The following is a 22,277-nucleotide window of genomic DNA, read 5'->3' on the forward strand; positions in this document are numbered from 1 at the left end:
TCCAGCGCACTTTTCAAGGCATATTGTCCAGAAAGACAATAGAGCGCGCCAACAGGCCCTGCCGAACGACGAGGGTCTAGATTACCCCAATCACATCAGCTCAAACAGCCGCAGACATGCCAGATTACACATCCGCATCGCCGTACCGATGAGCAGGATTACTTCATATACACACCTGCTCAAAGAGTAACGAACATGCCGGATGACCTATCCGGCATCGCCGAACTGATGAGTCATTTACTCCCGTTCAAACAGCGCCATGGACTCCAGATGACCGGTGTGAGGGAACATGTCGAGCATGCCGAGCCGCACCAGACGGTAACCCCCTCTCACCAGCACCTGACTGTCCCGCGCCAGGGTGACCGGGTTACAGGAGACGTAGACCACCCGCTTGGGTGAAAGTTTCACGACGTGTCCCATCACTTCCAGCGCGCCTGGGCGAGCCGGATCCAACAGCACCAGATCAAACCCTTCCCGCGCCCAGGACATGCCGACGATGTCATCGCTCAGGTCGGCTTTGTAGAAACGGGCATTGGTGATGCCGTTGCGACGGGCGTTCTCTTCGGCCCGCTGCACCATGGCCAGTTCACCTTCCACACCCACCACTTCGCGAGCCTGACGGGCCAGCGGCAGGGTGAAGTTGCCGATACCGCAGAAGAGATCGAGCACCTTGTCATCCTTGCTCGCCCCGAGCCATGTCAGCGCCTGCTCAACCATGCTCTGGTTGATGGGGCCGTTGACCTGAATGAAATCGCCGGGAGCAAATGCAAGAGACAGGCCATCCAGCGAGTAGGACGGGGAAAATTGTTGCTGCAGCGCTTCGATGCGATCATCCGCCGCCTGCAGATAGAGGTCGATCCCCTGCGTTTTTGCAAACTCCACCAGCAGGGCGCGATCCGCCTCATTGGGACGGCCGGTGTGACGCAGCAGCATCATGATCCCCTGCTCGGCCTGGATAAGCTCCGCATGGCCCAGCTCGCGCTGGCTCTTGAGGCGATTGAGGCACTCACGCAGCGGGGCAATCAGCGCAGAGAGCGGCTCGGCCAGCACAGGGCAACTGTCGATCTCCACCAGATCGTTGCTGTTGCGACGGCGGAAACCGACCCGGGTGCAGCGACCGTTTTTGTCAAATTTGATGGCCAGACGACAGACCCGGCGATAGGCACGATCTTCACCGGTCAGTACCGGCTCCAGTGCCGGCGCCTTGATGTTGCCCAACCGCTCGAACAGGCTGACCAGTCCGGCCGCCTTGGCGGCTTGCTGATCGGTAACCGACATGTGCTGGGCACTGCAACCGCCGCACTCGCGATAGTGGCTGCAGAAGGGGGCGATACGGTTGGCCGCCGGGGTCACCACCTGCTGCAAGGCGGCGTGACCATACTGCTTTTTCTCTTCGGTGATGCGTGCCTTGACGGTCTCGCCGGGCAGAGCCCCCTCGACGAAGATCGCCTTGCCCTGATGGCGACCGATACCGACGCAGTGGTGATCGAGGGTGTCTATCGTAAATTCAATGCGTTGGAGCTGGGTGGACTTCTTTTGGGGCTTGAAAAACTGGGCCATAAAACTTGGTGCCTATAGGTGGCTATGTCATGATTGTGGAATCTGCTGCCGGGTATTGTCCCACAAGAATAATAGTATGACCAAATACGGCCACAGAGCCCGTGTATTGCCATCAACCCTATCGCCAACCCTGTTCACTGGTGGCCTGTTCGTATGACCAAATATGGCCTGAGAGCACGCGTTCTCGCCTTCACCATCCTGCCGACCCTGATCATCGGTGGCCTGATGGCCGGTTACTTCACCTTCCACCGCTACCAGCAGCTGGAAAACAACCTCATTGATCAGGGGATCAACATCATCGAACCACTGGCAATCGCCAGTGAATACGGGATGACCCAGCACAGCCGAGAATCCCTCAAGCGGCTGATTGGTCTGACCCATCGCAAGAACTCTCCCTTTATCAAGTCCATCGCTGTTTTCACCCAGGACAACCAGCTGTTCGTTACCTCGAACTATCACCGGGATTTCACCCGACTCAGACTGCCCGATGGCGAGCCCATTCCGGATCTGACCAGCGTGACGTTTCAGGGGGACGACATCATTTTGCGCACCCCGATCCAGGCTGAAACCAGTCTGGATGGCTTCCCGCTGCCCAGCGATGTAGAGCCGCCGATGATCGGCTACATCTCGATGCAGATGGCGACCGACAGGGCCATGTTGCTGCAATACCGCGACACCTTCTTTGCGGTGATCATGGTGCTCATCGGGGTGGCCTTCAGCACCCTGTTTGGCTTCCGTCTGGTCAAGAGCGTGACCCAGCCCATCACCAACATGGTGCAGGCGGTGCACAAGATCAGGGAGGGGCGCCTCGATACCCGGGTCAGCGGCCAGCTCACCGGCGAGCTGGATATGCTGAAAAACGGCATCAACGCCATGGCCAAGGCGCTCTCCGAATATCACGAAGAGATGCAGCAGAATATCGATCAGGCCACCTCTGACCTGCGCGAAACCCTGGAGCAGATCGAGATCCAGAACGTCGAGCTCGACATGGCCAAGAAGCGGGCGCAGGAGGCGGCGCGGGTAAAGTCGGAGTTTCTGGCCAACATGTCCCACGAATTGCGTACCCCGCTCAACGGGGTCATCGGTTTTACCCGCCAGCTGCTGAAAACCAGCCTGACCCCGAGCCAGACCGACTACATGCAGACCATCGAGAAGTCGGCGCGCAACCTGCTTGGCATCATCAACGACATCCTCGACTTCTCTAAGCTGGAAGCGGGCAAGCTGCAGCTGGAGCATATCCCGTTCAGCCTGCGCGACACCCTCAACGAGACCATGCACCTGCTCGGCCCCAGCGCCCACGACAAGCAGCTGGAGCTCTCCCTGCGGGTGGATGCCGATGTGCCGGACTACCTCACCGGCGACCCCATGCGTCTGCAACAAGTGCTGACCAACCTCACCGGCAACGCCATCAAGTTCACCGAACAGGGCAACGTGGATGTCCATATCGAGCAGACCGGCAGTGGCAACCACAAGGTGAGGCTCAACGTCCAGATCCGTGATACCGGCATCGGCATCTCCCAAGAGCAGCAACATCAGCTTTTCCAGGCCTTCAATCAGGCCGACTCCTCCATCTCTCGCCGTTATGGCGGCACGGGCCTGGGCCTCGTCATCACCCAGAAGCTGGTGCAGCAGATGGGCGGCCAGATCCGCTTCGAATCGGAACTCGGCAAAGGCTCCATCTTCTCGTTCAGTCTGGATGTGGAGGTCTCCCCCCTGCCCCAGACCGATCAACTGCCGCTGGATCGGATCCGTGGCAAACGGCTCTGGCTGCTGGAACCGGATCCCTTCGCGCAAGCCTCTCTGCTCGCCCTGCTGGCGGAGTGGCGCCTCGACGTGCACCCACTGACCAGCGATGATCCCTGGCCCGAGATGAGCGAGCAGGAGATGGTGATCATCGGCAGCAGCACCCTGCATACGCCGCAGCAGGTGATCGGCCGTCTCGACAGACTGAACGGCCAGCAGCAGAACACCATAGTGCTGCTCAGCAGCCACGAGCCGGCGCTCTATGAAGCGATGCTGGCCCATGGCGCCCAGCACTGTCTCTCCAAACCGGTCAACCACCGCAAGCTGCTGCACGCCCTGCTCTCGCCGGAATCGAGCCGCCAGAAGCTGCCTGCTCAACCTGCGCCGCGCCAGTTGCAGCCAATCAAGGTGCTGGCGGTGGATGACAACGCCGCCAACCTCAAGCTGATCGCCGCCATGCTCAAGGAGATGGTGAGTCAGGTGGTGGTGTGCAAAAACGGCAAGGAAGCAGTCAAGCAGGCCCAGAGCCAGCCGTTCGACATCATCTTCATGGATATCCAGATGCCGATCATGGATGGCATCAGCGCCACCCAGGCGATCCGCAACCAGTCCCTCAACACCACCACCCCGATCGTGGCGGTGACCGCCCACGCCATCCCCGGCGAACGGGAGCGGCTGATCCGCCAGGGGATGGACGACTATCTGGCCAAACCCATCGACGAAAGCATGCTGGCCCAGCTCATCACCGACTTTGCCCATCGCCGCCACCAGAATAATGGTGCCCAACAGATCGACTGGGCACTGGCGGTGCGGCAAGCGGCGGGGAAAGAGCATCTCGCCAGAGAGATGCTGACCATGCTGCTGGCCAGTTTCGACGAAGTGGAACCTGTGCTGGATAGCGCGCTGGCTGGCGAAATTGAAGATAGTGAAGTGCTGGCACAGCTCCATCGCCTCAACGGCGGCTGTGCCTATTCCGGGGTGCCGGGGCTGCAACGGCTGCTCTCCCAGCTGGAGCAACAGCTGCGTGACGGCGTGCCGGTCAGCGAACTGGAACCCGAACTGCTGGAGCTGCAAGATGCGCTGGAACTGGTGCGCCAGGAGGCGCCCCGCTATCTCGGCAAGGCTTGATGAGCTTGACCTGAACTGTATCGGCCCCCGCTTTTTCTGACGCGAGGGCCGCCAGATGGTAAAGTTGCGCCGTTTACACAGGAGTCAGCATGACCAACAACGATATTCTGCGCCGTCTGCGCTACGCCCTCACCATCAGCAACGACCAGATGGTCGAGATGTTTGCCAAGGGCAACCTGACGGTCACTCACGCCCAGCTGCACAGCTGGTTGATGAAAGAGGCAGCGGAAGGTGAAGAGCAAGAGGCAGGCTATGTCGCCTGTCCCGACTCGGCCCTGAGCCAGTTCCTCGACGGTTTCATCATCGCCCGCCGCGGTGTGCGGGAAGATGCACCGGCCCAGGTGATCCCGAACCGGATCAACAACAACATGATCCTGCGCAAGCTGCGCATCGGTCTCAACTTCAAGGAAGAGGACATGCTCGGCACCCTCAAGCTCGCCGACTTCAACCTCTCCAAGTCCGAGCTCAGTGCCCTGTTCCGCTCCAAGGATCACAAGCACTATCAGGATTGCGGGGATCAGATCCTGCGCAACTTCCTGATCGGCCTCACGGCCAAATACCGCGGCTGACCAGCCGCGCGACTGACCAGACTGGGCCTTCGACATGTGCCAGCGACTCACACCTCCCACGTTCAGCAGCCTAGCTGCGGCAGGGGGATGGCGCTGGCGCTCTCTTCTTCCCCTCTTCTTTCTGCCACTGGTTCTGCTGCTGGGTGGTTGTACCCCGTCCGAGTACCAGCTCTCGACCCGCTATCAGAGCGCCAACCAGAACGAGCGGATCGCCTTTCTGATCCTCCACTACACCGACGAAGATGATGCCAACTCCTTGCGCCTGCTGACCGAGCCGGAGCACAAGGTGAGCGCCCACTACCTGATCCCCCGCAACAGCCACGAGACCCCGCTACCGGTCTATCAGCTGGTGCCGGACAGCGCGCGCGCCTGGCATGCCGGACGCAGCCGTTGGCACCAATATGCCGGGCTCAATGCCAGCTCCCTTGGCATCGAGATCGTCAACCTCGGCTATCCAGCAGAAGATGAGCCGCTGGCCCCCGATGCCCGCCGCTGGCAACCCTATACCCCGCAGCAGATTGCCGCCGTCGGCGCCCTCAGCCGGGAGCTGGCCGCCCGCTACCAGATTCCACCGACCCAGGTGCTGGGCCACAGCGATGTCGCTCCCGAGCGCAAGCAGGATCCCGGCCCTCACTTCCCCTGGCGCCAGCTCTATCTGACGTACGGAGTCGGCGCCTGGCCAGATGAAGGTCGGGTGGCCGAGTTACTGGCCAGCCCCTTGCCCGATTGGGATGCGGCCATGTGGCAGCAGCAGCTGGCCCGCTATGGCTATGGCCTGCCCCGGAGCGGCCAGTGGGATGAGCAGAGCCACGCCGTCATGGGCGCCTTTCAGCTCCACTTTCGCGCCAGCAAGGTCGATAGCAAACCGGACCGCGAGTGCCAGGCCATCCTGATGGCGCTGCTCGAAAAATACTTCCCCTAATCCTCATCTATTGTCACCGTTGCTGCGTACTGTTTGATAGCCGTTAGCTATCAAACAGTTAGGCACAAGCAATTGTCCCTGCATTTTGCAAGGCGTTACTCTGACTGCGTTCCGAAAGAGAATTTCAAACCGATTTCCAAATCTGGAGGTGAATGATGAAAAGCCCGATTGGTCTTGATACTGCTCAATCACAAGCCCTGGCAGCCGAGTTGAACAAATTGCTGGCCAGCTACCAGATCCTCTACATGAACGTGCGCGGCTTCCACTGGAATATCCGTGGCAACCAGTTCTTCGAACTGCACCTGAAATTTGAAGAGATTTACAACGACCTGCTGCTGAAAGTCGATGCACTGGCCGAGCGGATCCTGACCCTGGATGGCGTGCCAATGCACAGCTTCAGTGAATACCTGAAAGTCTCTGCCATCCCAGAGCAAAAAGGGTTGCACGATGGCCGCGCCTGTGTCGAATCCTTGCTGGATAGCTTCCGCGAACTGCTGGTCGCCCAGCGCCGTATTCTGGGTCAGGCCGCCGAAGCCGGTGATGAAGGCACTGCCTCCATCCTCTCCGACTATGTGCAGCAGCAGGAAAAACTGGTCTGGATGCTGCGCGCTTATCTGGCCTGATAGTGAACCAAGCCGACTACAGCGTACGTATGCTGGCTTGAGTAAGTACCGGGCCGAAAGCTCCTGACCAGACCACGGCCCAATCCGTCTGATTGTTATGTTCTGTTGCAAACCTGAGTTGTCTCTCCTTTTATCCACCCGCTTGCCGCCCTGTTTGGGCGGCTTTTTTTGTTTTTGATCTGCATCAAGGGAATCTTAATTGGCAAATTGAATGCCTATTAAGTTTTTCGCGAGAGGAATAGAATCGCCACAAAACAGACAACTGAAATGTCCAATTAGGAGAGGCATGATGTTTTGTGTGCAATGTGAACAGACAATTCGTACCCCGGCTGGCAACGGCTGTGCCTACGCACAAGGTATGTGCGGCAAGACGGCGGAAACCTCGGATCTGCAGGATGTGCTGATCTACACCCTGCAGGGGCTCAGCGCCTGGGCGCTGGCCGCCCGCGAGCAGGGCATCATCGACCGCGAGATCGATGCCTTCGTGCCCAAGGCCTTCTTCGCCACCCTCACCAACGTCAACTTCGACTCGAATCGCATCGTGGCCTACGTCAATCAGGCCCTCACCTATCGCCAGCAGCTGGCCGATCGTCTGACCGCCATGGCGGTGCAGGTCAACGACTTGCCACACTCCGCTTACTTCGAACCCGGTGCCGAGCTGCTGGAACAACTTGCCCATGCCGCGCCAGCCGCCCCCAATCGGGGCAAGAACGAAGTGAACGAAGACATCATGGGGCTGCGTCTGCTCTGTCTCTACGGCCTCAAGGGTGCCGCCGCCTATATGGAGCACGCTCGGGTGCTGGATCAGCAGAGTGACGAGGTGGCCGCCGAATTCCACCGCATCATGAGCTGGCTCAGCACAGACCCGAGCGAAATGGGTCGGCTGTTCAGCTGTGCCATGGAGATCGGTCAGCTCAACTTCAAAATCATGGAGATGCTGGATCTCGGTGAAACCAGCGCCTTCGGCCATCCGGAGCCGACCCGGGTCAGGGTCACGCCGATCCCCGGCAAGTGCATTCTGGTCTCCGGCCACGACATGATGGATCTCAAGCTCATTCTGGAGCAGACCAAGGGAACCGGCATTCATGTCTACACCCACGGCGAGATGCTGCCCGCGCTGGCCTACCCCTTCTTCAAGCAGTACCCCCATCTGGTGGGTAACTACGGCTCCGCCTGGCAGAACCAGCAGAAGGAGTTTGCCAACTTCCCGGGCGCCGTAGTGATGACCTCCAACTGCATCATCGACCCGAATGTGGGCAACTACTCGGATCGTATCTTCACCCGCTCCATCGTCGGCTGGCCGGGCGTCACCCATCTGGAGGGAGATGATTTCTCCGCCGTGATCGCCAAGGCCCAAGCGCTGGAAGGCTTCAAGCACGTTGAGCTCGAGCACTTCATCACCATCGGCTTTGCCCGCAACGCCCTGATGCAGGCCGCCCCCGCGGTGATCGAGAAGGTCAAAGCCGGGGAGATCAGCCACTTCTTCCTGGTGGGTGGCTGTGACGGCGACAAGGCCGAGCGCGCCTACTTCACCGAGTTTGCCAAGGCGGCGCCGCGCGACAGCCTGCTGCTCACCCTGGGCTGCGGCAAATACAAGTTCAACAAGCTCGACTTTGGCGACATCGGCGGCATTCCGCGTCTGCTGGACGTGGGTCAGTGCAACGATGCCTACTCCGCCATCCAGTTGGCGCTGGCACTCTCCGAGGCGTTCGAGTGCGGGGTCAACGATCTGCCGCTGACGCTGGTGCTCTCCTGGTTCGAGCAAAAAGCCATCGTCATTCTGCTCACCCTGCTCTCACTCGGGGTGAAGGACATTCGTACCGGCCCGACCGCACCCGCCTTCCTCACCCCGGCGCTGCTCAAGGTGCTGGAGGAGCAGTTCGGCCTGAAAGGGACCACCACCGCCGAGGCTGACTTGGCCGAGATCCTGGCGGCCTGATCGGCACCTCATGTTGTAAGCGTTTGGCGAGCCGCCCGGCTCGCCTTTTTTCTGGACCCGGCTTTTTCACCAGACGTTTTTCGAACCGTTTCAAACCTAAGGAGCCTTGTGATGACCTCTCTCACGCTCACCTGCATTGGCCGCCAACAGAACACCCACGACGTCGTGAGCTGGCAGCTGGCGCCGCTTTCTGGCAGCCTCCCTCCCGTACTGGCTGGCCAGTGCATAACCTTGCACACCGAGATAGACGGCCAGCCGGAGTGCCGCGCCTATACCCTCTCCTCCAGCCCGCAGGATGCATGCTGGCAAGTGACTATCAAGGATGTGGGACGGGTTTCTCGCCATCTGCACCAGACCCTGCAAGTGGGCGACGAGATCCGGGCCGATGGCCCGTTCGGCGATTTCAACCTGACCGCCTTGCCTTGCGAACGGCCACTGCTCTTGAGCGCCGGTTCCGGCATTACCCCCATGTGGGCCATGTTGCGAGACGAGCTCGCCAAACGACCGGATGCCGATATCCGCTTTATCCATAGCGCCCGCTCGCCAGCAGATGTGATCTTCGCAGATAACTTGGCTGCACTGGCTGAGGCCCATGCCGGTGTACGCCATGCCCTGATTCTGGAAGAGGCCCCTGCAGATCACCCCAGGATTGGCCGACTCACCCCCGCCATGCTGGCCGAGCTGGCCCCGGATCTGCGCAAACGCCATGTCTATCTCTGCGGGCCAACCCCCTATATGGCGGCGGTCAGAACCATGCTGGCGGAGCTGGGATTACCGCCGGAGCAGCTGCATCAGGAGTCCTTTGGTTTTCCTTCAGCAGAGCCCGCCGCCGCCACCAGCGACCATTTCTGGCTGACCCTGAAAAAGAGCGGCAAAAAGGTGAAGATCCTGCCAGGTCAGACCCTGTTGGCGGCACTGGAAGCGGCGGGCGAAACCATAATGGCCGCTTGCCGCGCCGGGGTATGTGGCAGCTGTCGTTGCACCACCACAGGTGACATCGAGCGCCAGAGCGTGATGACCTTGAGTGCGCAGGATCTGGAGAGCGGCGTTGCTCTGGCCTGTTCCTGCACTGCGAAAGGGGATATCAGTCTCGATTATTGAGACGTGGTGAAGGCTTTTGTGAGGTGCGGTGAAGGCGTCATCGGTATCCCAACCTTTTCCCAAGTAGACAGGGGCGCTAGACTCTGCCCCAGTTTCACCAGAACACGGGATAAAAAATGACAATACTGGTCACAGGGGGCGCTGGCTATATCGGCTCCCACACCCTGGTTGAGCTGCTCGGCGCGGGGCAGCAGGTCGTGGTACTCGACAACCTATCCAACTCCTCACCGGAGTCACTCAAGCGGGTCGAGCAGATCACCGGCAAGCCGGTCATCTTCGTCGAAGGGGACGTGCTGGACAGAGCCTGCCTGCAGCAGCTGTTTGCCAACCACCAGATCGAATCGGTGATCCACTTCGCCGGCCTCAAGGCGGTCGGAGAGTCGAGCCAGATCCCGCTCACCTACTACCAGAACAACATCAGCGGCACTCTGGTGCTGTGCGAAGAGATGGCCAAGGCCGGGGTTTTCCGGCTGGTATTCAGCTCCTCGGCCACCGTCTATGGCGATCCAGCCTCGGTACCGCTGCGGGAAGATTTCCCCACCAGCGCCACCAACCCCTATGGTCGCTCCAAGCTGATGGTGGAGGAGATCCTGCGCGATCTCGCCAAATCCGATCCCCGCTGGGCCATCGTACTGCTGCGTTACTTCAACCCGGTCGGCGCCCACGAGAGCGGCCTGATTGGTGAAGATCCCAACGGCATCCCCAACAACCTGCTGCCCTATATCAGCCAGGTGGGTGTCGGCAAGCTCAAGGAGCTGGGGGTATTTGGCAACGACTACCCGACCCCGGATGGCACTGGCGTGCGCGACTACATCCATGTGGTGGATCTGGCCATCGGCCACCTGAAAGCACTGGCGCGCATCAAGAACGACACCGGTGTCTTCACCTACAACCTGGGCACAGGTCAGGGCTACTCGGTACTGGAGATGATCAAGGCGTTTGAAGCGGCCTGCGGCCGCCCCATTCCCTACCAGATCAAACCCCGTCGCCCGGGCGACATCGCCGAGTGCTGGGCAGAGCCGACGCTGGCCCGTGCCGAGCTGGGCTGGCAGGCAGAGCGCGGTCTTGAGCAGATGATGGTCGATACCTGGCGCTGGCAAAGCAACAACCCGAACGGCTATCAAGGCTGATATCTCGCGGGTTGATAATAAAACGCCCCGACATTTTCATGTCGGGGCGTTTTATTTTGCGACGTTCAATCAGTGGGTCTGACTGCGCAGCAGCGGCACACGGGCCAATCGGGGGGCGATGCGCTCTATCAGCCGATCCGCCAGCGGGGTCAGCAGCAACCAGGGCAGACAGAGGGTCGCCAGCCCCAGCGCACCGACATAGACATCGGTAAACCAGTGGGCGCCAGCCAGAATGCGCGGCGCGGAAAAGATCGGCACCATCAGCAATGCGGTGACTCCCGCCCAGCGCGGCAGATAACGCAAGGCGTAGCCGGCGAAGATCATCAGAAACAGGGCGTGATCCCCGGGGAAGCTGTCACCGGAAGAGTCCTTGGTCGGAATAGCACTGATCTGGGTCACCCGCAGCGCATCAGCCACCATCAGGGTCGGGCTGGGTCGCTCCACCGGCAATCGGTGGCCAAGCTGGTTGATCACCAGTGCACTCAGCAGCATCACTATCCCCATCGCCACCAGTTGGCGACGACCTGCCAGATCCCGTGCAAAGAAACATCGGGCCAGGATCAGCCCCATACAGGCCAACACCGCCAGATCGAACAGCCGGTTATTGGTGATGGCCACCAGATCGGCCCACAGAACCGACTGGCCGAGCCAGCCGTTAACGGTATGAAAAATCGCGAGGTCCCACTGATCCCAGGGACCATGAGCGGGCAGCGCAGCCCAACTGATGGCCACCAGCCCACCGACCAGATAGCAAAGCAGGAACTTGCCCATGGGGACTCTCCTTTGGAAAAGGGCGATATCGTAAAACTGCAGCGTGCGTCACAAAACCGAAGAATTGTAAGAAAGTGCGACACAATATCAAGCCTCAAATAAAGCCCGACCGCCCATTCCAATCTCGCATATCCCAACAGCGCCAAGATTTCTGCCTCCGGTGCTGCATCTGTGGGCCTCTCACCATGAGTGCGGCTTGTGCCACCACGGCAACACCCCCTAGAATGCGCACTTCCCTTTACTGCGAAAGGAAGCGGTATGCATATTCACATTCTCGGGATCTGCGGCACCTTTATGGGTGGTCTGGCGGTGTTGGCAAAACAGCTTGGTTACCGGGTGACCGGTTCGGATGCCAACGTCTATCCCCCCATGAGTACCCAGCTCGAGCAACAGGGCATCGAACTGACCGAAGGCTATGACCCCTCCCAACTCGATCCGGCGCCGGATCTGGTGGTGATTGGCAACGCCATGAGCCGCGGCAACCCCTGTGTTGAATATGTACTGGACCGCAATCTGCCCTACATCTCCGGCCCCCAGTGGCTGCTGGAGCACGTGCTGCAAGATCGCTGGGTACTGGCCGTCGCCGGCACCCACGGCAAGACCACCACCGCCAGCATGCTGGCCTGGGTGCTGGAGTACGCCAAGCTGGAGCCCGGTTTCCTCATCGGCGGCGTGCCAGGCAACTTCCCGGTCTCCGCCCGTCTCGGCTCCGCCCCCTTCTTCGTCATCGAAGCGGACGAGTATGACTGTGCCTTCTTCGACAAGCGCTCCAAGTTTGTCCACTACCACCCGCGTACCCTGGTGATGAACAACCTGGAGTTTGACCACGCGGATATCTTCCCGGATCTGGCCGCCATCCAGCGCCAGTTCCACCACCTGATGCGCACCGTGCCGAGCAACGGTCGAGTGCTCTTCCCCAAGGGGGACGAGAACCTGGCCGCCGTTCGCAAGATGGGCTGCTGGAGCGAGGTGGAGCTGGTGGGTCAGGACGATGCCAAGTGGAAGGCGGTCAAGCTGGCCGACGATGGCTCTGCCTTCGAGGTATGGCTGGACGGGGTGAAGCAGGGCGAGGTGCACTGGGAGTGCATCGGCGAGCACAACGTCAACAATGGCCTGATGGCCATCGCTGCCGCCCGTCATGCCGGCGTGACGGTCGAGCACGGTATTGCGGCGCTCTGCCAGTTCAAATCCCCCAAACGGCGGATGGAGCTCAAGGGCGAGGTAGCCGGCATCAGCGTCTATGACGACTTTGCCCACCACCCCACTGCCATCGAGACCACCCTCGGCGGCCTGCGCGCCAAGGTAGGCAGCTCACGTATTCTGGCGGTGCTGGAGCCTCGCTCCAACACCATGAAGCTGGGGGTTCACAAGGAGGAGCTGGCTGGCTGCTTCGATGGCGCCGACGAGGTGTTCTTCTTCCAGCCGCCCAACATCGGCTGGGATCTCGGCGAGGTGACGGCCCATATGACCCGTCCGGCCAAGGTATTCAACGATCTGGAGACCCTGATCAACCGGCTGGTGGCCGAGAGCCGCGATGGCGACCATATTCTGATCATGAGCAACGGCGGCTTCGGTGGCATTCATGACAAGCTGATCGCCCGCCTCAAGGATTACCACGGCGAACTATGAACAAAGCGATCACCCTGGCGCTGACCGGCGCCTCCGGCGCACCCTACGCCCTGCGCCTGCTCCAGTGTCTGGTGCAGGCGGACTATCGGGTCTACCTGCTCGCCTCATCGGCGGCTCGTGTGGTACTCAAGACAGAGCAGCAGCAGGATTGGCCCGGCTCCCCGAAAGAGCTCTCAGCCTATCTTTGTCGCCAATATGGCGCCAAAGAGGGTCAGATAGTCGCCTGTGGCAAGGAAGAGTGGTTCTCGCCGGTCGCCTCCGGCTCGGCCGCGCCCAAACAGATGGTGGTCTGCCCCTGCTCCATGGGCACCGTCTCGGCCATTGCCAACGGCACCTCCGACAACCTGCTGGAGCGGGCGGCGGATGTGGTGATCAAGGAGCGCGGCCAGCTGATCCTGGTGCCCCGCGAAACCCCCTTCTCTGCGATCCATCTGGAGAACATGCTGAAACTGGCTCGTCTTGGCGTGACCATCATGCCTGCCGCCCCCGGTTTCTATCATGAGCCGAAAAGCATCGCCGATCTGGTGGACTTTATGGTCGCCCGCATCCTCGATCATCTGGGTGTCGAGCATGAGCTGACCCACCGCTGGGGCTATGGCCACCAGTGAAGTGACCGCCACATTCGGCCATAAAAAAACGGCGCCACTCAATGAGTGACGCCGTTTTTTCGTTAAGCCGTGTTAGCGAGCCTGAATTGGCGCAGTCACGTACTTGAACAGGAAATCAGTCACCTCTTGGCGCGCCGGGCGCTGAGGTTGATTGATCATCTGCATCATCACATAGCCAAAACCGGTCAAAGAGCGGGCCAGATCCTGTGCCGACAGCACGCTGGTGATCTCCCCTGCATCCATGGCGGTTTGCAGCTCGCTGGCGATCAGCTCAAGGCACTGATCGAGCAGCCGGGTATAGCGGGGCCATACCTCTTCCCGAACCGATGAGCTCCACTCCAGCCAGATACCGGCATAATCCGGTTGATCGTAGGCGGCATCGACAGAGAGGCGTACATGACGCTGGATCTTGTCGAAAATGGAGCCCTGGTCACCGTATGCCTGCGACAGCATCTGGTTCACAAAGCGTTCGATCTCGGCCAGCACCTCATCTACCAACTCCTCGCGGGTGTTGAAATAGTTGAAGACGGTAGCCACAGAGACCTTGGCCTGTTCGGCTATCTCGGCGTGACCTGCACGGCCAATGCCGCGACGGGAGAACACCTCGATGGCACATTCCATCAATTGGGAGCGACGAGCTTCCGGCGACAGCCGGGTACGACGTCTTATTTCTGCGCGTGGTTCCATAGTTTTTATCATCTAATAGTTATTGATTATGGTGTTTATAGTATTTTAACTAATCATGCCTGAGTGCCTGCTAACTCTATCAATTAAAATAAGCCGATAAAAGCACCACGTATCTCTAGCACCCTTCAACATGAGTGGTAGAATCATCGGTTTTGATATTCATGAACGGCCAAATCCCCTTTGGCCTTATGGGAGTAAGTGATGAAACACACCGTCGAGGTGATGATCTCCGAGGCTGAAGTAGCCGCCCGGATCGCCAAATTGGGTGAAGAGATCACCGCCCGCTATCAGGGTTCTGACGAAGTCGTGATGATTGCGCTGCTGCGCGGTTCCTGCATCTTCCTGGCCGACCTCTGCCGCCAGTGCCAGCTGCCCATCACCCTGGACTTCATGACCGCCTCCAGCTACGGCTCCGGCATGCACAGCACCCGTGACGTCCGCATCCTCAAAGACCTGGACGACGACATCAAGGGCAAGGATGTGGTGATCGTGGAAGACATCATCGACACCGGTTACACCCTCAACAAGGTGCGCGAGATCCTCTCCCTGCGCGAGCCGAAATCCCTGGCCATCTGCACCCTGCTGGACAAACCCTCCCGCCGCGAAGTGCAGGTGCCGGTCGACTGGATTGGCTTCGCCATCCCGGACGAATTCGTGGTCGGCTGCGGCATCGACTACGCCCAGAAGTATCGCAACCTGCCGTTTATCGGCAAAGTGGTACCTCAGGAGTAAGCCAGGTTCAGGAATATCACGGGTGAAGCGGCCTTGCGCCCTTTACTCTGTGCAGGCGGCCTTGGCCGCCTTTTCTGTATCGAGCCGGATTCAACCATCACAGAGGTTGCAATGAACGCACTGGAAATCAGCGGCCTGAAAAAGACCTATCAGGGGGGCGTCGAAGCCCTTAAAGGCATCGATCTTACCGTCAGGCAGGGGGATTTCTTCGCCCTGCTCGGCCCGAACGGCGCGGGCAAATCCACCACCATCGGCGTCATCAGCTCGCTGGTGAACAAGAGCGCCGGCAAGGTGAAAGTATTTGGCTACGACATCGACAGCGATCTGGAACAGGCCAAGGCTCAGCTCGGACTGGTGCCGCAGGAGTTCAACTTCAGCCAGTTCGAGAAGGTGATCCAGATTGTCACCCATCAAGCCGGTTTCTACGGCGTGCCCAAGGCGGAAGCCAAGATCCGCGCCGAGAAGTACCTGCGCCAGCTCGATCTGTGGGAGAAGCGCGACATGCCAGCCCGCACCCTCTCCGGCGGCATGAAGCGCCGGCTGATGATCGCCCGCGCCCTGATGCACGAGCCCAAGCTGCTGATCCTCGATGAACCGACCGCCGGGGTCGATATCGAGATCCGCCGCTCCATGTGGACCTTCCTCAAGGATCTCAACGAGCAGGGCGTCACCATTATTCTCACCACCCACTATCTGGAAGAGGCCGAGATGCTCTGCCGCAACATCGGCATCATCGACAAGGGTCGCCTGATCGAGAACACCAGCATGAAGAATCTGCTGGGCAAGCTGGGTCGCGAGACCTTCCTGCTCGACCTTGCGCCAGGTTCTGCCGTACCTGAGGTGCCAGAGTTCAACGGCCGCATGCAGGATGAGCGCACCCTTGAGGTAGACCTCGACAAGAGCCAGTCACTCAACAGCCTGTTCGAGCAGCTGTCGAGCCAGCAGGTGCAGGTCGTGAGCATGCGCAACAAGGCCAACCGGCTGGAAGAGCTGTTCGTCAATCTGGTCGAAGAGGGGAGAAAAGCATGAATCTGGCCATCTACTACATCGCCTTCAAGAGCATTCTGGCCAAGGAGGTGAGCCGCTTTACCCGGATCTGGATCCAGACCCTGGTGCCACCGGCCATCACCATGAGCCTCTACTTCGTCATCTTCGGCAACCTGATCGGTTCGCGCATCGGTGACATGGGCGGTTTCACCTACATGGAGTTCATCGTGCCCGGCCTCATCATGATGTCGGTGATCACCAACTCCTACTCCAACGTCGCCTCCTCCTTCTTCAGCGCCAAGTTCCAGCGCAATATCGAGGAGATGCTGGTCGCGCCGGTACCCAACTACGTCATCATCGCCGGTTACGTGGGCGGTGGCGTGGCGCGCGGCCTCTGTGTCGGTCTCATCGTCACCCTGGTGTCGCTGTTCTTCGTGCCGCTGCAGATCCACCATCTGTTCAGCGTCTGCGTGACCGTGTTGCTGACCGCCATCCTCTTCTCGCTGGGTGGCCTTATCAACGCGGTGTTTGCCAAGACCTTCGACGACATCAGCATCATCCCCACCTTCGTGCTGACGCCGCTCACCTATCTGGGCGGGGTGTTCTACTCCATCAGCCTGCTGCCCCCCTTCTGGCAGGGCGTCTCCCAGGTGAACCCCATCATCTACATGGTGAACGCGTTCCGTTACGGCTTCCTCGGCATCTCCGACGTGCCGCTCGGCACCGCCTACCTCATCATCATCGGCTTTATCGTGGCCCTCTACGGTATCGCCTGGTGGCTTATCTCCCGCGGCACCGGCCTGCGCCACTGATAGCCAAAACGGGTACCTCGCGGTGCCCGTTTTCATTGTCCTGCCAGCCTCGGGATGACTTAGACCCGGATGGCGTGCTCCTTTAGCAGCCGGGCGGTGAGCTCAAGCTTTTCGCTGCGCTCGGCGGCCCGCTCGGGAACCGTGACGCACCCCTGCTCATCGACCTGCTCCTGACCGAAAGCATCGTCGATAGCCTGCGCCATGGCGGTGCGACCAGCCGCGAGATCGGGATCGATCAGGCTCTCCTGCATCCGGATCCGGTTCTAGCTGGCCGCCAGCTGCAGTTCCTCCAACTGGGTGGCGAGAGTGACAATCCGGTTATCGACCCGCTGGGCCAGTTCGAAGAGACGGTTTTCATTCCCTGCCGCCATCGCCAGTCCATCTAGCAGTTCCCCTTTGCGCTGATCAAAGTTGCTTACCGCACGAGCGGCCAGCTCCAGTGCATAAGCCTTGGTAGCCATGGCATTGACTCCGCCCTCCCAACCGACATCGGACCCCACCCCCAGTGTCACGCCAAGGGTAGTATGAAACTTTGCTCCCTGTGGCCCGAAAGCCGCAGTGGCACCGGCCGATGCACCGACCCCCAGATTGGCGGAGGCGCGTACCTTGGCCGAAAGGGTATAGGCATCCGCATACTGGCTCTTGAGCAGACTGAGCTGGGCACTCCCCTCAGCTTTCATAACAGCAAAGGCCGAGGCGTTGGCCGTCACGCTGACCACTGGCCCATTGGGGGTCATGATAGCCGCAGCACCGGCCTCCAGCTTGGCGTTAAGCAGATTGCCGATAGTCCAGCTCCCCTCAACCGACAGCCCCAGCCTGCTCACCAGCTCGGCACTGGCACCGATGCGCAGCAGACTAAGGTCATGGGGCCCCGGTGTGTAACGCGATCCGTCGGTATCATTGACGATCTTGTTCACGGGATTGAACACCAATGAGCCCTCCGCCTTGCCAATCACCAGCTCGGCCTTGGCACTCGCCTTGTTCTCCTGAGTCAGAGCCACCTTGCCGGCAAACTCTCCTACCGATGTGTCGCGACGCCCCTCCCACTTGCCAATCTCGATCTTGGCGAAAGCCTCCACCAGCGCACTGGCACTGACCAGCCCAAGCCCGCCAAAGGCCTTCTGGCTCACAGGCTCACCCGGCTTCAGCTCCTTGCTGGCCGCAGAGAGAGGGCTCTTGAGCTCGGCCCGCACACCACTCTGATAGTGCTTTCCTGATGCGGCCTCTCCCTGCCAGAGCGCCTTCTCCTGCGCCTCGCGCTCAAGCCAGGGCTCATCCAGTCCATCCACCAGCGCGGTCAGCAGCTCGGTCCTGAGCAGGCCTATCTCCCCCTGCTTGCTCACCTGCTGCTGAATGCTGAGATCCAGAACCTCCTTGAGGTGGCCCAGCTCCAGTAGCTGACTGTGGGTCAGCAGGATATCGCGACCATTCTCCTCGGCAGTGGCTTGCGGCTTGAGCTCACCCAGTGCAGGCAGAGCCTGACGCAAGGTCCCGCAAAACAGCTGCCACTCGTGGCTTGCTGCGACCTCTTCACGGGTAGGCGCCCGCTCCAACCGTCGCGCCATCATCCCCTCACTCACCCCGAACATCAGGTCTAGCCCCCCTTGCAGCTCCCGCTTGAACAAGTCGTTGGCCCCCTCCTGTTGCAGGCGAGCCAACTCGCTGCACCACTGGCGGATCTGCTGGTTACTCTCGATAGGCTGATTGACTCTCCCCTGCTCGTTGCAGACCCACGCCAGCTGAAATGAGGGAGGCTTGCCACCCTGCGCCAACGCCTGACGGCGGACAGCGATGTCATCGACCAGTTTTTGCAACACGGGATCCTGCTGACGAGAGCGGTTCTTGCCCGAGTCGATCCAGAACTGCAGCGCCTGTTCAATCTTCGCCAGTCCGGCCAGTGAACGCGTTGGCTAGGCCTGATAGTGCCGCACTGCCTGCTTGACCGCCTTGAGTTCCGGGCTCTGCCGATGGCCAATACCACGGCGGATCCCCCTATCGAACTCCCGGTTACCGGCATCCAGCAGCCGTAGTCTGGCGTTGCCAAGGCGAGCAGTAGCAGGAGGTGTAGCATCAGGAGTTGTCTGCTGATGACGGCTTACATCGATATCCGGGGAGGCAATTTTCATGACAAGAAACCTGCGTTGATGAGAGAGAGGATCCTCAGCGTACGCCGCCCCCCCTTGTCACCCTGTCAGCGATGGTCCCGCTTTTTTAGGATTCGGACTGACCCGTAAAAGATGTATGTCAGATCACAATTTCGGCACAATAACCCGCCCCGCCGACCAAAAACGCTAAAAAAATGACGATAAGTGATAAGCAGCCACCGATCAGCCGCATAGGGTGTCACTCTTCCCCTGCCAGAGGTTTGGCCATGTATCACGCTCTCATTACCGCCCTGTACGCACAACTTGGACTTCCGCTCCCGGTGGCCGGACAGACAGCCACCACCCTGGCCATCAACGACGAACTGGTGCTTACGCTGGCAGAGGATGATGGCCATCTGGTGATCTATCTGCTGCTACCGGGCCACGCCATGCCCAACACGCCCCTGCTCAACCACCTTGGCGACGAGCCAGTGTTTCTGCTGAATCAGACCGAGCAGGGAGAGACCCTGATCTGGGCCCGCGAGTGGCTCGATCATCTGACGGTCGACAGCCTGCTGCTACTGCTCGAGCGGGCCATCGAGCTGGCTGCCGAACTGCTGACCCACCAGCACGACAGGGAGCAATCGACACAGCCACAACAACCCGCCTCCACAACCGCCACCATCAGGGTCTAGCGCCCCCATTCTGGTCACTGTCTCGCAAAATCGAGATTTATCTTGTTTGGCATGGGTTTAGTCATTGCGGCTCAATCGGGAATTGTTAGAATTTACCCCTCTCTATAAAGAGGTAGGAAATGCCTGCGTTGTTGCGCATGCTGGCCAATCTGGCGCTGGGGGGATTCTTCCTCGCCTCTGCCGGGTTCAAGCTGGCCTCCCCCGCCCTGTTCATCGAGCAGATCGGCGCCTTTGGCCTGCTCTGGCCACCGCTGATCCCGTTTGCCGCCTGGGGGCTGATTGCCCTTGAGCTCTGCGCAGGCCTCGCGGTGATCGCCAACCAGCGCTGGGGGCTCTGGCTGGTGATCGGGCTGCTCGCCCTGTTTATTCCGGTGTTGGGCTATGGCGTTGCCATCGGGCTCGACATCTCTTGCGGCTGTCTGGGCAGGGCTGATCTCAGCTCGTTGCCGGAGGCCATTGTGCGGGATCTGCTGCTACTGACGCTTGCGGGCGCCCTGCTGCGAACTTCCCGCCCCGTTTTTCCCGTTCCAAAGGAGTAGTGACATGATGACATTGCGATCCCGCACTCTGCTGGCCTCGCTGATCGCCGCCAGCTTTGCCCTCGCGGGCTGTGGCGACAACCAGTTCGAGCAGGAGGTGAAGCTGGAACAATCGGCTGTACAGCTGGCACAGGAAGCGCAGCAGGGGGGCTATCAGCTGCTGACCGTGGCCGAGCTGAAGACCCGGATGGACAAGGGCGAGGAGCTGGTGATCATCGACACCATGCCCTATGAGGACTCATACAAGAAGGAGCACATCCCGGGCGCCAAGAACTTTGCCTTTGTGAAAGAGGCCAAGGCTGGTGACAACTGGAGCGAGATCGTCGAGGGAAGCGGCACGGCGGAACAGTTCCAGGCACTGCTGGGTGAAGACAAAGCCCGCCCAGTAGTGATCTACTGCGGCTTCGTCAAGTGTGGCCGCAGCCACAATGCTGCCGCCTGGGCGGTCAATCAGAGCTATCAACAGGTCTATCGGGTACCGGGCGGCATCTTCGCCTGGAAAGGGGCCGCCTACCCCGTCACGGCCGAGTAACCCGACCTTTCGCCCAAAAAAGAAGCCCGCAACTGCGGGCTTCTCTCATTTCGATGCTGGCTGTCAGCTGGCGACTCGGGACGCTTCGCCTTCCGCAACGTCGCTCTGCGCCTGTTCACCCAGCAGGCGCTTGGTGATCATGGCCGCCATGATGGAGCCGTTGACGTTGAGGGCGGTACGGCCCATGTCCACCAGCGGCTCGGTGGCGATCATCACCCCCACCAGCGCGATGGGGAAGTTGAGGGTGGAGAGCACGATCAGCGCGGCGAAAGTGCCTCCGCCGCCCACCCCGGCCACCCCGATGGAGCCCAGCGCAATCACCGGCAGCAGAGTCAGCAGGAACAGGGGAGCAAACGGGTTGATACCGAGCATGGGAGCAATCATCGCCACCATCATGGCCGGATAGATGCCGGCGCAGCCGTTCTGGCCGAGGTTGGCACCGAACGAGGCGGCAAAGTTGGCGATGCTGGCGGGCACCCCAAGACGCTGCTGGGTCTCGATGCTGAGGGGGATGGAAGCCGCGCTGCTGCGGGAGACAAAAGCGAAGGTGAGCACGCCCCATACTTCCCGCAAATAGTGCAGCGGGTTCTGGCCGATCAGCAGCAGGATCACCATGTGCACCGCGAACATCGCCAGAATGGCGACGTAGCAGACCAGAATAAAGCCGAGCAGGCTGAGGATCTCGCTCAGCGGATAGTGGGCCACCACCCGGGCGATCAGCGCCATCACGCCATAGGGGGTGAGCGCAATCACCACCCGCACCATTTTCATCACCCACAGTTGCACGGTGTCGATGGCCACGGCGGCGCGAGCACCGGCCTTTGGATGCTCCGCCTTCAACTGCAGCAGGGCAACCCCGGCCAGCACGGTAAAGATCACCACGCCGATCACCGAAAGGCCGCGGCTACCCGCCATATCGGCGGCAAAGTTGGTGGGCACCAGCGAGAGCAGCAAGGCAGGCAAGGTCTGGGCACTGTCGATGGAGCTCATGCTCTGTTGCAGGGCTGCCGTGTCGCTACCGTGACTCAACAACCCGGCTGCGGTGAGACCGCTCAGGTGGGTGATGGTCATCCCCACCACACCGGCGATCATCACCAGGGTCAGCATGGAGCCGATCAGCACGGCGCTGATCTTGCCGAGGGACTGGGCCTGCTCCAGCTTGTTGATGGCGGAGAGGATGGAGGTGAACACCAGCGGCATCATCACCACCTTGAGCAGGCTGACATAGCCGCCGCCGATGATATTGACCCACTCCAGAGTCTGCTGAACGCCGGCATCATCGGCGCCCCACCCCAATTGCAGCGCCAGCCCGAACAGGGCGCCAAGCAGCAGACCCGCAAGTACCTTGCGCGAGAGCGGCACAGTAGAGGGAATCCGGGTCAGGGCAAAACAGAGCAGACAGAAAACAAGCGATGCAATCAGGACAAACATCATGAATACCTGTAGTGGCCATCAGGCCAAAAGTGGATAGAAACGAAGGGAAATG

At 60.2% G+C, this 22,277-nt stretch carries 22 protein-coding genes; 15 read left to right on the forward strand and 7 right to left on the reverse strand.

Going from position 1 to position 22,277, the window contains the following annotated elements; genetic code table 11:
* Positions 1–237: 237 nt before the first annotated feature.
* The gene (rlmD, locus tag G5358_RS00920; RefSeq protein ID WP_421323415.1) at positions 238–1,560 is read right to left on the reverse strand and encodes a 23S rRNA (uracil(1939)-C(5))-methyltransferase RlmD; all 1,323 of its coding nucleotides are present in this window, start codon (positions 1,558–1,560) and stop codon (positions 238–240) included.
* 153 nt (positions 1,561–1,713) lie between these two features.
* Here rlmD and barA point away from each other — a divergent pair, with 153 nt between their 5' ends.
* From barA to galE, 7 genes are all read left to right on the forward strand, one after another.
* Positions 1,714–4,431 carry a two-component sensor histidine kinase BarA gene (barA, locus tag G5358_RS00925; RefSeq protein WP_421323416.1) on the forward strand — a complete coding sequence of 906 codons (2,718 nt, stop codon included), beginning with the start codon at positions 1,714–1,716 and terminating at the stop codon, positions 4,429–4,431.
* Between the two features lie 89 nt (positions 4,432–4,520).
* Positions 4,521–5,000, forward strand: a complete 480-nt coding sequence (locus G5358_RS00930) for a DUF1456 family protein (protein WP_005335594.1) — start codon at positions 4,521–4,523, stop codon at positions 4,998–5,000.
* 34 nt (positions 5,001–5,034) lie between these two features.
* Positions 5,035–5,922 carry an N-acetylmuramoyl-L-alanine amidase gene (locus G5358_RS00935; protein ID WP_421323417.1) on the forward strand — a complete coding sequence of 296 codons (888 nt, stop codon included), beginning with the start codon at positions 5,035–5,037 and terminating at the stop codon, positions 5,920–5,922.
* A gap of 155 nt (positions 5,923–6,077) precedes the next feature.
* Positions 6,078–6,545 carry a Dps family protein gene (locus tag G5358_RS00940; RefSeq protein WP_005343312.1) on the forward strand — a complete coding sequence of 156 codons (468 nt, stop codon included), beginning with the start codon at positions 6,078–6,080 and terminating at the stop codon, positions 6,543–6,545.
* Positions 6,546–6,834: 289 nt separating this feature from the next.
* Entirely contained in the window at positions 6,835–8,484 is a 1,650-nt protein-coding gene (gene hcp, locus G5358_RS00945; protein WP_421323437.1) for a hydroxylamine reductase, read from the forward strand.
* A 111-nt stretch (positions 8,485–8,595) separates the two neighbouring features.
* Positions 8,596–9,585, forward strand: a complete 990-nt coding sequence (locus G5358_RS00950) for a 2Fe-2S iron-sulfur cluster-binding protein (RefSeq protein WP_421323418.1) — start codon at positions 8,596–8,598, stop codon at positions 9,583–9,585.
* Between the two features lie 116 nt (positions 9,586–9,701).
* Positions 9,702–10,715, forward strand: coding sequence for a UDP-glucose 4-epimerase GalE (galE, locus tag G5358_RS00955; RefSeq protein WP_421323419.1), 1,014 nt, complete (start codon positions 9,702–9,704; stop codon positions 10,713–10,715).
* Positions 10,716–10,784: 69 nt separating this feature from the next.
* Here galE and G5358_RS00960 read toward each other — a convergent pair whose 3' ends face one another.
* On the reverse strand, positions 10,785–11,486 hold the full coding sequence (locus G5358_RS00960) for a phosphatase PAP2 family protein (RefSeq protein WP_021229543.1): 702 nt from the start codon (positions 11,484–11,486) through the stop codon (positions 10,785–10,787).
* 258 nt (positions 11,487–11,744) lie between these two features.
* Between G5358_RS00960 and mpl the strand changes: the two genes are divergently transcribed.
* Positions 11,745–13,115: a UDP-N-acetylmuramate:L-alanyl-gamma-D-glutamyl-meso-diaminopimelate ligase gene (gene mpl / locus G5358_RS00965; RefSeq protein WP_421323420.1), complete on the forward strand. Its 1,371-nt coding sequence runs from the start codon at positions 11,745–11,747 to the stop codon at positions 13,113–13,115.
* On the forward strand, positions 13,112–13,723 hold the full coding sequence (locus G5358_RS00970; RefSeq protein ID WP_042052375.1) for a flavin prenyltransferase UbiX: 612 nt from the start codon (positions 13,112–13,114) through the stop codon (positions 13,721–13,723). The genes mpl and G5358_RS00970 overlap by 4 nt, the downstream gene beginning before the upstream one ends.
* Before the next feature lie 72 nt (positions 13,724–13,795).
* Here the strand turns inward: G5358_RS00970 and G5358_RS00975 are convergent, their stop codons facing one another.
* The gene (locus G5358_RS00975) at positions 13,796–14,410 is read right to left on the reverse strand and encodes a TetR/AcrR family transcriptional regulator (protein ID WP_005362858.1); all 615 of its coding nucleotides are present in this window, start codon (positions 14,408–14,410) and stop codon (positions 13,796–13,798) included.
* Between the two features lie 201 nt (positions 14,411–14,611).
* Here G5358_RS00975 and hpt point away from each other — a divergent pair, with 201 nt between their 5' ends.
* From hpt to G5358_RS00990, 3 genes are all read left to right on the forward strand, one after another.
* The gene (hpt, locus tag G5358_RS00980) at positions 14,612–15,142 is read left to right on the forward strand and encodes a hypoxanthine phosphoribosyltransferase (protein WP_005335618.1); all 531 of its coding nucleotides are present in this window, start codon (positions 14,612–14,614) and stop codon (positions 15,140–15,142) included.
* Between the two features lie 111 nt (positions 15,143–15,253).
* Positions 15,254–16,171, forward strand: coding sequence for an ABC transporter ATP-binding protein (locus G5358_RS00985; protein WP_019445350.1), 918 nt, complete (start codon positions 15,254–15,256; stop codon positions 16,169–16,171).
* Positions 16,168–16,941: an ABC transporter permease gene (locus G5358_RS00990; RefSeq protein WP_005362866.1), complete on the forward strand. Its 774-nt coding sequence runs from the start codon at positions 16,168–16,170 to the stop codon at positions 16,939–16,941. Before G5358_RS00985 ends, G5358_RS00990 begins: the two co-directional genes overlap by 4 nt.
* Before the next feature lie 59 nt (positions 16,942–17,000).
* On the opposite strand, the gene G5358_RS00995 is transcribed toward G5358_RS00990, so the two are convergent.
* The 3 genes from G5358_RS00995 to G5358_RS01005 all read right to left on the reverse strand — a co-directional run bounded on the left by G5358_RS00995 (position 17,001) and on the right by G5358_RS01005 (position 19,067).
* Positions 17,001–17,192: a hypothetical protein gene (locus G5358_RS00995; protein ID WP_421222855.1), complete on the reverse strand. Its 192-nt coding sequence runs from the start codon at positions 17,190–17,192 to the stop codon at positions 17,001–17,003.
* Between the two features lie 12 nt (positions 17,193–17,204).
* Positions 17,205–18,755 carry a hypothetical protein gene (locus G5358_RS01000; RefSeq protein WP_421323421.1) on the reverse strand — a complete coding sequence of 517 codons (1,551 nt, stop codon included), beginning with the start codon at positions 18,753–18,755 and terminating at the stop codon, positions 17,205–17,207.
* A 96-nt stretch (positions 18,756–18,851) separates the two neighbouring features.
* Positions 18,852–19,067 (reverse strand): hypothetical protein, encoded by a 216-nt coding sequence (locus G5358_RS01005; protein ID WP_421323422.1) that lies wholly within the window; start codon positions 19,065–19,067, stop codon positions 18,852–18,854.
* 245 nt (positions 19,068–19,312) lie between these two features.
* Between G5358_RS01005 and G5358_RS01010 the strand changes: the two genes are divergently transcribed.
* The 3 genes from G5358_RS01010 to G5358_RS01020 all read left to right on the forward strand — a co-directional run bounded on the left by G5358_RS01010 (position 19,313) and on the right by G5358_RS01020 (position 20,791).
* Complete coding sequence (locus G5358_RS01010) at positions 19,313–19,720, forward strand: hypothetical protein (protein ID WP_421222850.1); 408 nt, start codon at positions 19,313–19,315, stop codon at positions 19,718–19,720.
* 119 nt (positions 19,721–19,839) lie between these two features.
* On the forward strand, positions 19,840–20,259 hold the full coding sequence (locus tag G5358_RS01015) for a MauE/DoxX family redox-associated membrane protein (protein ID WP_421323423.1): 420 nt from the start codon (positions 19,840–19,842) through the stop codon (positions 20,257–20,259).
* A gap of 4 nt (positions 20,260–20,263) precedes the next feature.
* Positions 20,264–20,791 (forward strand): rhodanese-like domain-containing protein, encoded by a 528-nt coding sequence (locus tag G5358_RS01020; RefSeq protein ID WP_421323424.1) that lies wholly within the window; start codon positions 20,264–20,266, stop codon positions 20,789–20,791.
* Between the two features lie 63 nt (positions 20,792–20,854).
* Here the strand turns inward: G5358_RS01020 and G5358_RS01025 are convergent, their stop codons facing one another.
* The gene (locus G5358_RS01025; RefSeq protein ID WP_421323438.1) at positions 20,855–22,222 is read right to left on the reverse strand and encodes a cation:dicarboxylate symporter family transporter; all 1,368 of its coding nucleotides are present in this window, start codon (positions 22,220–22,222) and stop codon (positions 20,855–20,857) included.
* Positions 22,223–22,277: the final 55 nt, after the last annotated feature.

Source organism: Aeromonas sp. 604176 (assembly GCF_049170755.1).
Lineage (GTDB): Bacteria > Pseudomonadota > Gammaproteobacteria > Enterobacterales > Aeromonadaceae > Aeromonas > Aeromonas veronii_A.

What these genes read in the sequence shown, in the direction of transcription:
- rlmD (WP_421323415.1), bottom strand. Translation starts at nt 1,560, where the DNA reads ATGGCCCAGTTTTTCAAGCCCCAAAAGAAGTCCACCCAGCTCCAACGC.
- barA (WP_421323416.1), top strand. Translation starts at nt 1,714, where the DNA reads ATGACCAAATATGGCCTGAGAGCACGCGTTCTCGCCTTCACCATCCTG.
- G5358_RS00930 (WP_005335594.1), top strand. Translation starts at nt 4,521, where the DNA reads ATGACCAACAACGATATTCTGCGCCGTCTGCGCTACGCCCTCACCATC.
- G5358_RS00935 (WP_421323417.1), top strand. Translation starts at nt 5,035, where the DNA reads ATGTGCCAGCGACTCACACCTCCCACGTTCAGCAGCCTAGCTGCGGCA.
- G5358_RS00940 (WP_005343312.1), top strand. Translation starts at nt 6,078, where the DNA reads ATGAAAAGCCCGATTGGTCTTGATACTGCTCAATCACAAGCCCTGGCA.
- hcp (WP_421323437.1), top strand. Translation starts at nt 6,835, where the DNA reads ATGTTTTGTGTGCAATGTGAACAGACAATTCGTACCCCGGCTGGCAAC.
- G5358_RS00950 (WP_421323418.1), top strand. Translation starts at nt 8,596, where the DNA reads ATGACCTCTCTCACGCTCACCTGCATTGGCCGCCAACAGAACACCCAC.
- galE (WP_421323419.1), top strand. Translation starts at nt 9,702, where the DNA reads ATGACAATACTGGTCACAGGGGGCGCTGGCTATATCGGCTCCCACACC.
- G5358_RS00960 (WP_021229543.1), bottom strand. Translation starts at nt 11,486, where the DNA reads ATGGGCAAGTTCCTGCTTTGCTATCTGGTCGGTGGGCTGGTGGCCATC.
- mpl (WP_421323420.1), top strand. Translation starts at nt 11,745, where the DNA reads ATGCATATTCACATTCTCGGGATCTGCGGCACCTTTATGGGTGGTCTG.
- G5358_RS00970 (WP_042052375.1), top strand. Translation starts at nt 13,112, where the DNA reads ATGAACAAAGCGATCACCCTGGCGCTGACCGGCGCCTCCGGCGCACCC.
- G5358_RS00975 (WP_005362858.1), bottom strand. Translation starts at nt 14,410, where the DNA reads ATGGAACCACGCGCAGAAATAAGACGTCGTACCCGGCTGTCGCCGGAA.
- hpt (WP_005335618.1), top strand. Translation starts at nt 14,612, where the DNA reads ATGAAACACACCGTCGAGGTGATGATCTCCGAGGCTGAAGTAGCCGCC.
- G5358_RS00985 (WP_019445350.1), top strand. Translation starts at nt 15,254, where the DNA reads ATGAACGCACTGGAAATCAGCGGCCTGAAAAAGACCTATCAGGGGGGC.
- G5358_RS00990 (WP_005362866.1), top strand. Translation starts at nt 16,168, where the DNA reads ATGAATCTGGCCATCTACTACATCGCCTTCAAGAGCATTCTGGCCAAG.
- G5358_RS00995 (WP_421222855.1), bottom strand. Translation starts at nt 17,192, where the DNA reads ATGCAGGAGAGCCTGATCGATCCCGATCTCGCGGCTGGTCGCACCGCC.
- G5358_RS01005 (WP_421323422.1), bottom strand. Translation starts at nt 19,067, where the DNA reads ATGAAAATTGCCTCCCCGGATATCGATGTAAGCCGTCATCAGCAGACA.
- G5358_RS01010 (WP_421222850.1), top strand. Translation starts at nt 19,313, where the DNA reads ATGTATCACGCTCTCATTACCGCCCTGTACGCACAACTTGGACTTCCG.
- G5358_RS01015 (WP_421323423.1), top strand. Translation starts at nt 19,840, where the DNA reads ATGCCTGCGTTGTTGCGCATGCTGGCCAATCTGGCGCTGGGGGGATTC.
- G5358_RS01020 (WP_421323424.1), top strand. Translation starts at nt 20,264, where the DNA reads ATGATGACATTGCGATCCCGCACTCTGCTGGCCTCGCTGATCGCCGCC.
- G5358_RS01025 (WP_421323438.1), bottom strand. Translation starts at nt 22,222, where the DNA reads ATGTTTGTCCTGATTGCATCGCTTGTTTTCTGTCTGCTCTGTTTTGCC.